This is a genomic window from Pseudoalteromonas sp. S3431 (assembly GCF_000690035.1).
GTDB lineage: Bacteria > Pseudomonadota > Gammaproteobacteria > Enterobacterales > Alteromonadaceae > Pseudoalteromonas > Pseudoalteromonas fuliginea.
Genome location: NZ_JJNY01000007.1, coordinates 71,739 through 84,810 on the forward strand (window position 1 = coordinate 71,739; position 13,072 = coordinate 84,810).

Below are 13,072 nucleotides of genomic sequence, written 5' to 3' on the forward strand. Positions count from 1 at the left end.
TTTTATGTTTATAAGTTTATTACCTACACTATTTTAAAAGCATTAAACTCGTTTATTCATCAAGTATGTCGCAAAACTTATAAATATTATGCTTGGTAATACAGCACCTACAATAGCTGGTATTTGATAAACCATAACCACTGGGCCAAATATTTCGTTAGTTAAATGAAACACGATACCGGTTACAACACCCATAATAATACGCGCCCCCATAGTAACGGTACGTAGTGGGCCAAATATAAACGAGAGCGCCACCAGCAGCATTACCGCAACAGATACAGGCTGCATAAACTTACGCCAAAGGGCAAGCTCGTAGGTACTAGTGTCTTGCTCATTTTGTTCTAAATACCCTAAATACGACCATAAACCAGTAAACGATAACGACTCTGGCTTGACTGATACAACACCCAGCTTTTCAGCGGTGAGTTGTGAGGCATAAAATTCTTCAGGCACCTGTTCTGTGGTAATTTTTTCGTCGGTGATAATTACCTTATTTATATCACGAAGTAGCCAACCGTCATTACGACTCAAAGCATTTTTTGCTTTAGTGATTTGAGTCAAATCTAATGATTTGTCAAAATGATACATATACACACCATGCAGCATTCCATTTTGATCAACATCTTCTATGTTAATAAAGTTATTACCATCTTTAGCCCATACGCCTTTTTGCGCATTAAATACATCACCGCCATGTATTGCCTGATTACGCATTTCTTTAGCGTGCAGCTGTGCCTCTGGTGCACCCCACTCGCCAAGTGCCATCATACAAAAAGCCATAAATACGGCCGTTTTCATTACCGAGCCGATTATTTGTAAACGCGACATACCAGCGGCTTGCATTACCACCAGCTCACTGTTCGAGGCGAGTGCCCCTAAACCCGTTAATCCGCCAATTAGCGCAGCCATAGGGAAAAATACAACAAGATCACCCGGTATAGTATATAAAGTGTAAAGCATTGCGGTAATTAAGTCGTAACTACCACGCCCTACCGATTTTAACTGTTCAATAAATTTTATGAGGGTACTAATACCCACTAATACCAATAAGGCAAAGCCTGTTGTTTGTAAAATACTGCGGCCTAAATACCAATCAAGCGTTTTCATCATGAGCCTAGTTCTCGCTTAGTTACAACAGCTTTGAGCCAAGCGCCCAATGGACGCCCTTTAATTATTAATAGCCCACCTATAAATAGGGCACTTATGTGGATCCACCACAACCCTATTGATGGTGGTATTTTACCATCCTCAACTGCAAATTTAGCTGCATTAAGTAAAATAAAGTAACCCAAATACAAGCTAATAGCTGGCACTAATTTAGCAAACTTACCTTGGCGCGGGTTTACAACACTTAATGGCACAGCAAGCAAAGTAAGCAGTGGAATAGAAAGTGGAATAGCGAGACGCCACTGCCATTGTGCTATAGATTCAGGGGTATTTATTGCCAGCAACTGATTAGTTGGCACCGCTTCTAGCTTTCGGCGTTGATGCTCTATTTCTTGATCGCGGATTTGTACGCTGTAGCCGTCAAATTCAGTTAAATTAAGTGCCGGTGTTAAACCGTCAGTTTCATAACGTTTACCGTCAGTAAGCACTAACTGCTGTTCACCATTAACGGCTTCTACTACTACGCCTTGTTCTGCGTAAACTAGGCGTGCAAGGTTATCTTTTTCGCTGTTAGGTAGTTGCGCTACAAATACCTTATTAAGCTCTTTGCCGCCTTTTTCAATATTGTGAATAAATACCACGGCTTTTTCGTTACCGGTTTCTTGAAATCGCCCCGCTCTTAGCGCGGATAAACCGGCATCGGCTTTAGCTTGTTCTTTTAATTGGTATTCTTGCTCACTTGCCCATGGTGCTATGTACATGGTGAGCGCTGCGGCTAAAAATGCCAACCCTGCACTTGATATAAGCGTAACGCGCACAACGTACCATTCGCTTACGCCACAGGCTTTAAGCACGGTCATTTCGCTATCAGCATAAATACGGCTGTAAGCTAAAATAATGCCTAAAAATATACTCAGCGGAAGTATTAAAGAGGCTAATTGCGGTAATTTAAGTGCAATCATCGACAGAACTAGTTTGGCAGGGATACTACCCTCGGAGGCATCGCCTAAAATAACAACTAACTTTTGTGACAAAAAAATGGTCATTAAAGTTAAAAATACGGCGACCTGCGATTTTAAAACCTCTGAGGTCAAATAACGGAAAATTAGCAATGCTCGCCCCTGTTAAACATGGAATTTCACTAAGATAGTGATAATTTAATAGTTAAATAGCTATTTTACGCAGCTTGTACTGGCAAATTAGCCATTATTATAAGCCATCAAATTTAATTATCCTACCTAAGAGCACGATATAATGTTGCATTAGTAGCCCTTAAGCATATAAAGTTCAATTACACAGTAAGAGTCTAGCAAAATCAGCTAATATTAGAGTTATTAGACTAGAAATCTTTTTTTTAGCCCCTATTTAATAGCCTAATCGACTCAAAACCAGGAGTGACAATGGAATTTAGCGTAAAAAGTGGTAGCCCAGAAAAACAACGTAGCGCATGTATTGTAGTTGGCGTTTACGAGCCACGTAGGTTATCCCCCATTGGTGAACAACTCGATAAAATCAGTGACGGTTATATCTCAAACTTACTTCGCCGTGGTGATTTAGAAGGTAAACCAGGTCAAGTTTTATTATTGCATCATGTACCTAATGTATTAAGCGAGCGCATATTGCTTGTAGGCTGTGGTAAAGAACGCGAACTTGACGATAAACAATACAAACAAATTATTTCTAAAACAATAAATACCTTAAACGATACTGGTTCAATGGAAGCGGTATGCTTTTTAACAGAACAACACGTTAAAGGTCGCGACACCTACTGGAAAGTGCGCCAAGCGGTAGAAACTACGCAAGATTGTTTATATACGTTTAACCAATTAAAAAGCAAAAAAGTAGACCCTCGTCGTCCATTACGTAAAATGGTATTCAACGTGCCAACACGCCGTGAACTAACTATTGGCGAAAGTGCCATTGAGCATGGTTTAGCCATTGCTGCAGGTAGCAAGTTATGTAAAGACGTAGCCAATATGCCACCAAATATTTGTAACCCTGCTTACTTAGGTGAGCAAGCACAAGAGCTGGCAACTAATTTTGACAACATCACTGTTGATATTATTGGCGAAGAACAAATGGCAGAGCTAGGCATGAACTCTTACCTAGCTGTTGGCCGTGGTAGCGTTAATGAATCTGTTATGTCGATTATTAACTATAAAGGCGCAGCCGATGACCAAGCACCCATTGTACTTGTTGGTAAAGGTTTAACATTTGACTCAGGCGGTATTTCGTTAAAACCAGGCGAAGGCATGGACGAAATGAAATACGACATGGGCGGCGCTGCAGGTGTTATTGGCGCAATGCGTTCGCTTGCACAAATGCAATTGCCAATTAACGTTATTGGTGTTTTAGCGGGCTGTGAAAACATGCCTGGTCCAAATGCTTATCGCCCGGGTGATATTTTAACAACTATGTCAGGGCAAACGGTTGAAGTGTTAAACACTGACGCTGAAGGCCGTTTAGTATTGTGTGACGCGCTAACGTACGTTGAACGCTTTAATCCAGATACGGTTATTGACGTAGCAACACTTACTGGCGCTTGTATTGTAGCCCTTGGCGCGCATGCGACTGGTTTACTATCAAACCATAACCCACTTGCACACGATTTATTAAAAGCGTCTGAGCAAAGTGGTGACCGTGCATGGCAGTTGCCACTGTGGGACGACTATCAAGATCAGCTAGATAGCCCTTTTGCTGATTTTACTAACTTAGGTGGACGTTCTGCTGGCACAATTACCGCTGCATGTTTCTTGTCTAAATTTACTAAAAAGTATCATTGGGCGCATTTAGACGTAGCCGGTACAGCGTGGAAAAGTGGCGCTAAAAAAGGCGCAACTGGTCGCCCTGTTCCTATGCTTACTCAGTACTTGTTAAATAGAGCTGGCGTAAGTGAAGCCGCTCAAGATTAAAGTGAACACTTAACTTTAAACCTGTTTATAAGGCGCCGTTTGGCGCCTTATTTATTTGTGTATTAATTGAAGCAAAACGCGTTATATGGCAAAATCTGCCTCTTAATTTATGTGTATCAACTTAGTGCACATTTAATGTTATGGGAAACCCCGATACAATGAACATGAACGCCCAATTTTTCGTTCTAAAGCAACAAGATGAATCGTTGGCAAAGCCAGACGATCATTTTGCTTTGGCAGCTCAAATTGCAGCCGATCAGTATCGAAACGGTCAACGCGTATTTATATGTGTCGATAACAACGAGACCGCCTGTGCCATTGATGAAATAATTTGGGCATTCGATCCCGACAGTTTTGTACCTCATAACCTACAAGGTGAAGGCCCTAAAGGCGGCGCACCTGTAGAAATTGGTATAACGCCTCCTGTTGGTAATCGTAAAGTTTTAATTAATTTGGCTAATAACTTACCGGATTTTATTCGTCGATTTAACCAAGTTTTTGATTTTGTACCCGTAGAACCCGTTGCTAAGCAAGCTGCTCGCGAGCGCTTTAAAAAGCTGCGCCAACTCGGTGCCAATCTCACCACGCAAGATATTAATAACTAAAAACACGTTTAGTTAAATAGCTAACCAACTAATTTAAGTACTTATTTAAGGTTCTGTGTAATGGATAAAACCTACAATCCGCAAGATATTGAACAGTCTCTATATCAAGACTGGGAACAAAAAGGCTACTTTAAGCCGTCTGGCAAAGGCGTACCATATTCAATTATGATCCCGCCGCCAAATGTCACAGGTAGCTTACACATGGGCCACGCCTTCCAAGATACAATAATGGATACCTTAACGCGTTTTAAACGTATGCAAGGTAACAACACATTATGGCAAGTAGGTACTGACCACGCAGGTATTGCAACGCAAATGTTGGTTGAGCGTAAATTGCATGCAGAAGAAGGCAAAACACGCCACGATTTAGGCCGTGAAGATTTTATTAATAAAATCTGGGAATGGAAAAAAGAATCAGGCGGCACTATTACTAAGCAGCTTCGTCGCCTTGGCGCATCGGTTGATTGGGATCGTGAACGCTTTACAATGGACGATGGTTTATCTGAAGCCGTTAAAGAAGTGTTTGTACGCCTTCATAAAGAAAACCTAATTTACCGTGGCAAACGCCTAGTAAACTGGGATCCTAAATTACACACTGCTATTTCTGATCTTGAAGTTGAAAACAAAGACAAGCAAGGCCACATGTGGAACTTACGTTACCCACTGGCTGATGGCGTAACAACACAAGACGGAAAAGACTACATAGTAGTAGCTACAACTCGCCCTGAAACCATGCTTGGCGACTCGGGTGTTGCAGTAAATCCAGATGACGAACGCTATACAGATTTAATCGGTAAAGAGATTTTATTACCAATCGTTAATCGTCGTATTAAAATTGTTGCTGACGAACATGCCGATAAAGATAAAGGCACGGGCTGTGTAAAAATAACCCCAGCGCACGACTTTAACGATAACGAAGTGGGCAAGCGTCATCAAATGCCGATGATCAACATTTTCGATAAAGACGCCGCTATTCTTACCCAAGGTGAAACATACACCTTTGACGGTAAAGAGCTTGAGTTTGATGCGCCAATTCCTGAGCGCTTGCGCGGCCTTGATCGTTTTGCTGCGCGTAAAGCAATTGTGGCAGAATTTGAAGAGCTAGGCCTACTTGAAAAAATTGAAGACCATGGTTTAACCGTTCCTTACGGCGATCGCTCTGGCGTGGTAATTGAGCCACTACTTACCGACCAATGGTATGTACGTGTTGCACCACTAGCTGAACCTGCAAAAGACGCAGTTAAAAACGGCGACATTCAATTTGTACCTAAGCAATACGAAAACATGTACTTCTCGTGGATGAACGACGTACAAGATTGGTGTATTTCACGCCAGCTTTGGTGGGGTCACCGTATTCCAGCTTGGTACGACAGTGAAGGCAATGTATTTGTTGGTCGCGACGAAGCCGAAGTTCGCCGTGAAAACAACATTGCAGACAGCGTAACGCTAAGCCAAGACGAAGACGTACTTGATACGTGGTTCTCATCAGCGCTTTGGACGTTCTCTACACAAGGTTGGCCAGAAAATACCGATGATTTAAAAACCTTCCACCCGTCTGACGTGTTGGTAACTGGTTTTGATATTATTTTCTTCTGGGTTGCGCGCATGATTATGATGACGCTGCACTTTGTAAAAGACGAAAATGGCAAACCACAAGTTCCGTTTAAAACCGTGTATGTAACTGGCTTAATACGTGACGACAATGGCGATAAAATGTCTAAGTCAAAAGGTAACGTACTTGACCCATTAGACATGATTGACGGCATTGAACTTGAAAACCTAGTACAAAAACGTACTGGTAACATGATGCAGCCAAAACTTGCCGCTAAAATCGAAAAAGATACGCGTAAAGTATTTGCAGGCGGTATTGAAGCACACGGCACCGACGCCCTTCGCTTTACACTTGCTGCAATGGCATCTACTGGTCGTGATATTAACTGGGATATGAACCGCCTTGAAGGTTACCGTAACTTCTGTAACAAATTATGGAACGCGAGCCGTTACGTATTAATGAACACAGAAGAGCAAGACTGTGGTTTTGCAAACGGTGCTCAAACGGAGCTTTCATTAGCTGATCGTTGGATTTTAGGTCAGTATGAAGCTACTGTTAAAACCTATACAGAGCATTTAGATAACTACCGCTTTGACTTAGCTGCTAACACGCTTTACGAATTCACTTGGAACCAATTTTGTGATTGGTACTTAGAGCTCACTAAGCCGGTATTATTTAAAGGTAATGAAGCGCAGCAACGTGGTACACGTAATACACTTATTACCGTACTTGAAAGCTTACTGCGTTTAATGCACCCAATGATGCCATACATCACTGAAACTATTTGGCAGCGTGTTGCACCTCTTGCAGGCCTTAAAACAGAGAACACCAGCATTATGGTTCAGCCGTTCCCTGTATATAATGAAGCAAGCGTTGATGCTAAAGCAATGGACGATTTAGAATGGGTTAAACAATTCATTTTAGCGATTCGTAATATTCGTGGTGAAATGGATATTAGTCCAAGTAAACCACTTAGCGTATTACTTGCTAATGCATCAAGCGACGACGTGCGCCGCATTGAAGAAAACAAATCATTTTTAGCATCACTTGCAAAAATTGAAGAGTTTACAATGCTTGAAAACAAAAACGACGCACCAGCATGTGCAACGTCTTATGTTGGCAACCTTGAGATCATGATCCCAATGGCGGGCTTAATTGATGTAGAAGCCGAGCTTTCGCGTATTAATAAGCAACTCGAAAAAGCCGAAAAGGGCCTAGCACAAGTGCAAAACAAACTCGCTAACGAAAAGTTTGTTAATAACGCTCCTGAAGCGGTACTTGCTAAAGAAAATGCAAAATTGGCTGAGTTTAGCGATGCTAAAACTAAGCTACTTGAGCAAAAAACTAAAATAGAAAGTTTATAAGCTTTCATAAAATGCCTATTAACACTATTTAATAGGCATTAAAAAAGCCGCTCACTTTAATTAAAGTGAGCGGCTTTTTTGTGCCCTGTGATTAACCACAAGACACTCCTACATTAAAATTTGTAGTTATACTGAGCACCAATTAGTACTGCGTGGCCTTTAGATTCGAAGCCCCACTGGCTGCCTGAGTCATCAGCTTCTGTAAACGTTTGTGTTTTACCACGGATAATACTTACACCAAGATCAACATTAGAGTTTTGATCGATAGTGTAGTTACCACCAAACGAGAACCAGAAACGGTCTGTATCAGGAATCGAAATTGATAGATGTGTTTGTGATACAGGAGACTCATCAAATGCAACACCGGCACGTAGTAATAAATCTTCGTTTAACTGGTAATCTGCACCGACTGAGTAGCGGAATGAATCGCTAAAACTCTCGTTCTTTTCAAACGCGGTAAACTTGTTACCCGTTGGTGCTGTTACTTGCGCTTCTAAAGACTCAAAGCTACTCCACCCAGTCCATAATACACTGTAGTGCAGCCCTAATTTTTCGTCTAACTGATGCGAACCAGAAAACTCAGCAATAGCTGGTAAAGTGATTTCTACAGAACCAGGAAGCACTGTGCCTTGTGTGCCGCCAGCGGCTGCAGGTAGCCCATTAGAAAAATCACCATCAAACGTGATATCAGTTTCTGTTCTGTAGTTAAAACCAAAACGGCTGTTTTCATCTAATTGATACATTAAACCTACGTTTAAACCAAAACCAGTATCATCACCTTGAAGATTTACTGCATCAGTACCAAAGTCAAAGCCACTTGCATTTGCGCCAACTTTACGAATAACTGTTGCATCAGCATAAATAGCATTTAGGCCTATACCAAAGCTAAATTGTTCAGATACTTTATAAGCAACGCTTGCATTAAGATTAACAGTAAATATTTCTGTTTCACCTGCAATTTGCCCTGCTACGTAGTCATTTTTAAACTCAGTAGATAAACCAAAGTTAGAAAAAGCACCAAAACCAACTGATACTTTGTCGTTATAAGGCATAGTAAAATAAATTGCAGGAACAACGGCGCTAGGAGCAATGCTGCCATCATCTAATGCGCTTGGGTCAATACCGTTATTAGTACTTTCACCTTCAAGACTTACATCAGGAATAACGCCAATAGCAGCAACACTTAGTTGCTTGTCTTTAAATAAAGTCATTAGTGCTGGGTTACGTGCAACAACAGATGCGTCGTCTGCAATAGAAGCTTCACCAGCATATGCACGGCCTAAACCTGATGCATTTTGTTCTGCTAGTTGAAATGCAGCTGCAAAACTGTCTGCAGAAACAAATGCAAGCGAAGCTGCAATAAGAGTTTTAGTAAATTTCATTGTTGTGTCCTTAACCAAACTAACTGTTTGGATAGCTATGTGTGTTGTTATTAGGATTTCAAACCCGGCTACACTACCTGATTTTTTTATAAAAGACTCTATGAATACGTCAAAATACTATGAAAAACATGGTTTTTAACGACATTTTAACAACTAATTAAAACTCATCGGACTAGATCTGTGCTATTAGAGCATATACTCTAAATGTAATTGGTTATCATTTAGATTGACTTAAAGTAATTAGCAATTTACACTCACTACAAAATCACAAAGGAAATAAAACTGTGATCATTTCACTTATTGTAGCTGGGCTTATTTTTTGTGGTGCGAGTGTATTTTGTTTTTATAAAGCAAATTACTGCGCATGTACGCAAGCAGGACAATGCGACAATCCAGTAAATCACTATTGGCTTGGTGCTATGCTAAGCGCACTAATTTCGCTCGCATTTTGTTGTTTAGCACTGCATGTAGAGCTAGGCACTTTATTGTGGCTAACACTGATGGGAAGTTGTTTTTTAGGGGCATTTATTTCAGCTAAGAAAAGCAATCAACGAAAGTGTACAAACACTACGCAAGCAGATGCTCTTTTAGTAAACGAGACAAATTAATTTTATAGTCTAGTGGTTTAACACTCGCTAAAATTTTAAGCTCTTGGTTACTGTCACTTAAATCAATATCTTTAGCAGTTACATGATGCCCATGTTTAGCATTAAAAAATAACTTAATTTTTGGCTTTATCGGATTCAAGTTATTCCCCTCCAATACTAACGCTAGGCGTTCATTAGTTAGCTTCACAATAGTCCCTACGGGATGCACGCCCAAGCACTTTATAAAACGCTGCACTAATTCAGCGTCAAACATTTGCTTGTTAGCCAATAAGTAACGCAGTGCATTAATAGGTTCTTCGCCATCTTGATGAGGCCTGTCTGCTGTCATCGCATCATATACATCTACAATTGCCATTATCCGTGCGGGACGGCTTATTTTTTCTGCAGCAATGCCGCGGGGATAACCTGAACCATCTAATCGTTCATGGTGATTGACTATCATATCTAACATAAGTGGCGAAATACTCTTTTCACCTTTGACCAGACCCAGCCCTAAAGCAACATGTTTTTTAATACTCGCCATTTCGTTATTAGTAACCTTGCCTGGTTTTGATAGTATGCCTTGCGGTAGTTTAGATTGCCCTAAATCATGCAGTAGTGCGCCCATAGCAAGCTCCTGCACAAGCGCTTCTTTGTAACCTAGGTATTTAGCAAATACACTCGTAAAAATGGCGCAGTTGATCATATGACGCCAATTATAGCTATGCTTATCTTTAATTCGAGTAAGGATTGTCATCGCATTTGCATTACGAAATACTGAAGCAACGATTTCATTTGCTATTTCATCAAGTACTTTTACGTTAAGAGTTAAACCGGCTATTAAATCGCTATATAAAGATTGTATTTTACGGTTATGTTGATCGTAGCTTACACTCGCTTTAGCAAATTCTTGCTGTACCGTTATTGCAGATTTGGCCTTAACTCGTTTTTGTTGGCTGCTCGATGTTTTAGGTTTATTTTGTGGCTTATATTTGGCGGGGATTGCGACTTCACTCTTAGCGAAATCAATAAGAAGTTCAAGAACCCCTTCTGCAATTAAACGCTTAATTATAGATTTATCTCTGACTAACCCGCTAGTCTTAATTTTTATACTATTAATCCCTTCATGTTGCTTAGTAACACTGTCGACATACATGCCAGGTATTAGCTCAGGGATAGGTAAAGTTATTAGCATAAAAGCGGCTATTTCTACAATTAATGAATATGTACCTTAAATAGCATTGTTTAATACTTAAAGTCCATTCATTCGTACTTTAGTAGTTATAATTCACTAAAAAGTAGTAATTTATATTATTAAATAATATCTCATTTAATTTTGCGTTATTTTTAATTTAATGAGAAACGCTAAAGGGTTTTGAACTGAGATACGAAAAGTTTATTTTCATTCAAGTTTAAATGTAATTAATAAGAACACTATTTTTATAAAAATGAAGTTCAATCAATGTTATCTAGTATCGTTAACCAATTTTAGATATTGAAAATAGTTTGATTATGCAAAAGTACTGAAATAATTTAGGGCATAAACATATAAAGCAAATGGCGCTCTCGGTAGGGATCGAACCTACAACTCAGCCTCCGGAGGGCCACGTGATATCCATTTCACCACGAGAGCACATTTGTTGCCGCAGCACTAACTCGCGATATCAATGCTTTGGCGTCTATAATGATAAAGATATCCGTCGTTAATTGCCAGCACCATGCGTTTAGATGCCTATTAATTAAGCGATTTAGAATAAAACACTTCACAATTAGTTAAAAACACGCTTTTTATCAATATTAGATAAAAAAAAGTAACTGTTTAGCAACATTTTAACTATTATAGTGACTATGTGATTTGATTTAAAAGAGGAAGTGATTATGAGTTTGATGTCTACTGAGCAAGTTGCTGAGTTTTTAGGTGTAAAAGTAGAGCGTGTTAAACGCCTTACTCGTGAAAGTTTACTAATTGCGAAATCGCAGGATGAAAATGGCGAACCGCAATTTGATGCTGATGAAGTAAAAAAATATAAAGAACTAGCTGCACGTTTTGGTGGTCTTTAAAAACTCATAGATAAAGTGAGTTTATTTAGTTGCGCGCGTAATTCAATTAAGTGATTAGTTATGTCGCGCTGCTCATACCATCCTATACTCAATATTAAAAAAAACAGCTTAAAAAAATCAAGTTTATTTACTGATTTAAAAAAGCTTACACCGGCTCTACTGTACTTACTATAATTATCTAATAACTCACCTTCACTTTGCCCATCCAAATTAAAGCTCACGCACAGCGCGGCTAAATCAAAATACACATCGTTAGTTTGTCCGTACTCAAAATCAATTAAATACATACCCGAAGCATTTACAACAATGTTGTCTCTTACTAAATCGTTATGACAAAAGCCCGCATTAAATGGCATCGCTGTAACTGCTTTTAGTGCCCGCTCTATTTGTGATTTGTATAACGTATATACATCCGTATTTTGATAAAAGTGCAGCTCTTTGGCTATATCCATTGGTGTAGTCGTTGCGCTGTAACTGTGTACTTGGGCTAATTTATTAACTAAGCTGAGCGTTATATCTGACTGTGCGGTTTCACCCTCAATATAATCAAATACCGCACGACTATTCTTTTTATCGAGCCAAATAGGCGCAGGGCATATATCCAAGTCACTTAAAAAGCGCTGCGCTTCAAGGCCGTCACTTGGCCAACGGCTTTTATAACACTTTAACAAATACCCTTGTTGCTCGGTACGTATTAAAAAATTATCGTTGCTAAAGCCATTCAGCAATCGCTCGCTTGAAACAATGCTTTTAGGCTCTATAAACGCACTACACATTTTTACTAACTGATTATACTCAATCATTAATTAAAGCTGCGCTAAAGGCTTAGCTTGGCTTTGTTCGTACTCTTCGTACCAGGTTTTGAAGCCCCACGCTGCCATAATGGTATAAAATATAAAGAGTGCTAGCGTTGGGTAATAGCCTTTTTCGTAGTATAGATACATAGAAGCGGCATCTATTACAATCCAGTACAGCCAGTTTTCGAGGACTTTTTTAGCAACTAAGTAAGTAGTTACTACTGCAAAACATGTTGTAAAGCTATCAAGATAAGCAAAGTCGGCATGAGTATAGTTTTGCATAACGTAACCAATAACTATTGCAGCTACGGTTGTTAAACTGATTAAAACAGCATGACGGTTCATCGACCAAGACGTAATATTTAGATTTTCAGCTTTGCCTTTTCGCCATACAACCCACCCAAATACAGCCATATACATATAATAAAAATTAAGTAATGACTCCATTAATAATGCACCATTCCAGTACATTATTGTATAAATGAGTGTGCTAAAAAATGCTGCAGGCCAACACCATAAGCTTTCTTTTATTGCCAATAATAAGTACGCCATCGACAACCCCACCGCTATGTATTCCCAATGCGACATCGCTGTAAAACCACTTAAGGTTTGTGTTAAAAAGTCCATACTATGCAATCACCGTTCAGTTGTGCCGATTGTTATACCAATCTGCTTATATACGGGGTCTATTTAACGTTAAGAAAA

The 13,072-nt window shown here is 39.7% G+C and carries 11 protein-coding genes and 1 tRNA gene; 5 read left to right on the forward strand and 7 right to left on the reverse strand.

Going from position 1 to position 13,072, the window contains the following annotated elements:
* Window positions 1-42: 42 nt before the first annotated feature.
* Both lptG and lptF read right to left on the reverse strand, forming a co-directional pair.
* The gene (lptG, locus tag DO88_RS16045) at window positions 43-1,110 is read right to left on the reverse strand and encodes an LPS export ABC transporter permease LptG (protein ID WP_033015376.1); all 1,068 of its coding nucleotides are present in this window, start codon (window positions 1,108-1,110) and stop codon (window positions 43-45) included.
* Window positions 1,107-2,219 (reverse strand): LPS export ABC transporter permease LptF, encoded by a 1,113-nt coding sequence (lptF, locus tag DO88_RS16040; protein ID WP_007377062.1) that lies wholly within the window; start codon window positions 2,217-2,219, stop codon window positions 1,107-1,109. Before lptF ends, lptG begins: the two co-directional genes overlap by 4 nt.
* 288 nt (window positions 2,220-2,507) lie before the next feature.
* Between lptF and pepA the strand changes: the two genes are divergently transcribed.
* The 3 genes from pepA to DO88_RS16025 all read left to right on the forward strand — a co-directional run bounded on the left by pepA (window position 2,508) and on the right by DO88_RS16025 (window position 7,540).
* Window positions 2,508-4,019, forward strand: a complete 1,512-nt coding sequence (gene pepA / locus DO88_RS16035; protein ID WP_033031420.1) for a leucyl aminopeptidase — start codon at window positions 2,508-2,510, stop codon at window positions 4,017-4,019.
* Between the two features lie 158 nt (window positions 4,020-4,177).
* Window positions 4,178-4,624: a DNA polymerase III subunit chi gene (locus DO88_RS16030; RefSeq protein ID WP_007377064.1), complete on the forward strand. Its 447-nt coding sequence runs from the start codon at window positions 4,178-4,180 to the stop codon at window positions 4,622-4,624.
* Window positions 4,625-4,684: 60 nt separating this feature from the next.
* On the forward strand, window positions 4,685-7,540 hold the full coding sequence (locus tag DO88_RS16025) for a valine--tRNA ligase (RefSeq protein WP_033038029.1): 2,856 nt from the start codon (window positions 4,685-4,687) through the stop codon (window positions 7,538-7,540).
* A 113-nt stretch (window positions 7,541-7,653) separates the two neighbouring features.
* On the opposite strand, the gene DO88_RS16020 is transcribed toward DO88_RS16025, so the two are convergent.
* Window positions 7,654-8,922 carry an outer membrane protein transport protein gene (locus DO88_RS16020; protein WP_033038030.1) on the reverse strand — a complete coding sequence of 423 codons (1,269 nt, stop codon included), beginning with the start codon at window positions 8,920-8,922 and terminating at the stop codon, window positions 7,654-7,656.
* Between the two features lie 284 nt (window positions 8,923-9,206).
* On the opposite strand from DO88_RS16020, the gene DO88_RS16015 reads away from it, so the two are divergent.
* Window positions 9,207-9,530 carry a YwiC-like family protein gene (locus DO88_RS16015; protein WP_033031413.1) on the forward strand — a complete coding sequence of 108 codons (324 nt, stop codon included), beginning with the start codon at window positions 9,207-9,209 and terminating at the stop codon, window positions 9,528-9,530.
* On the opposite strand, the gene DO88_RS16010 is transcribed toward DO88_RS16015, so the two are convergent.
* On the reverse strand, window positions 9,490-10,704 hold the full coding sequence (locus tag DO88_RS16010; RefSeq protein ID WP_033031411.1) for an HD-GYP domain-containing protein: 1,215 nt from the start codon (window positions 10,702-10,704) through the stop codon (window positions 9,490-9,492). The two genes, DO88_RS16015 and DO88_RS16010, sit on opposite strands and share 41 nt — an antisense overlap.
* 363 nt (window positions 10,705-11,067) lie before the next feature.
* A tRNA-Arg gene (locus DO88_RS16005) sits at window positions 11,068-11,142 on the reverse strand.
* 245 nt (window positions 11,143-11,387) lie between these two features.
* Here DO88_RS16005 and DO88_RS16000 point away from each other — a divergent pair.
* Complete coding sequence (locus DO88_RS16000) at window positions 11,388-11,570, forward strand: hypothetical protein (protein ID WP_007378484.1); 183 nt, start codon at window positions 11,388-11,390, stop codon at window positions 11,568-11,570.
* On the opposite strand, the gene DO88_RS15995 is transcribed toward DO88_RS16000, so the two are convergent.
* Together DO88_RS15995 and pnuC are read right to left on the reverse strand one after the other, a co-directional pair.
* Complete coding sequence (locus DO88_RS15995; protein WP_033038031.1) at window positions 11,567-12,373, reverse strand: phosphotransferase; 807 nt, start codon at window positions 12,371-12,373, stop codon at window positions 11,567-11,569. The two genes, DO88_RS16000 and DO88_RS15995, sit on opposite strands and share 4 nt — an antisense overlap.
* A gap of 3 nt (window positions 12,374-12,376) precedes the next feature.
* Complete coding sequence (gene pnuC, locus DO88_RS15990; RefSeq protein WP_008135692.1) at window positions 12,377-12,994, reverse strand: nicotinamide riboside transporter PnuC; 618 nt, start codon at window positions 12,992-12,994, stop codon at window positions 12,377-12,379.
* Window positions 12,995-13,072 lie beyond the last annotated feature (78 nt).

What these genes read in the sequence shown, in the direction of transcription:
- DO88_RS16010 (WP_033031411.1), bottom strand. Translation starts at nt 10,704, where the DNA reads ATGCTAATAACTTTACCTATCCCTGAGCTAATACCTGGCATGTATGTC.
- pnuC (WP_008135692.1), bottom strand. Translation starts at nt 12,994, where the DNA reads ATGGACTTTTTAACACAAACCTTAAGTGGTTTTACAGCGATGTCGCAT.
- lptG (WP_033015376.1), bottom strand. Translation starts at nt 1,110, where the DNA reads ATGATGAAAACGCTTGATTGGTATTTAGGCCGCAGTATTTTACAAACA.
- DO88_RS16020 (WP_033038030.1), bottom strand. Translation starts at nt 8,922, where the DNA reads ATGAAATTTACTAAAACTCTTATTGCAGCTTCGCTTGCATTTGTTTCT.
- DO88_RS16000 (WP_007378484.1), top strand. Translation starts at nt 11,388, where the DNA reads ATGAGTTTGATGTCTACTGAGCAAGTTGCTGAGTTTTTAGGTGTAAAA.
- pepA (WP_033031420.1), top strand. Translation starts at nt 2,508, where the DNA reads ATGGAATTTAGCGTAAAAAGTGGTAGCCCAGAAAAACAACGTAGCGCA.
- DO88_RS16030 (WP_007377064.1), top strand. Translation starts at nt 4,178, where the DNA reads ATGAACATGAACGCCCAATTTTTCGTTCTAAAGCAACAAGATGAATCG.
- DO88_RS15995 (WP_033038031.1), bottom strand. Translation starts at nt 12,373, where the DNA reads ATGATTGAGTATAATCAGTTAGTAAAAATGTGTAGTGCGTTTATAGAG.
- DO88_RS16025 (WP_033038029.1), top strand. Translation starts at nt 4,685, where the DNA reads ATGGATAAAACCTACAATCCGCAAGATATTGAACAGTCTCTATATCAA.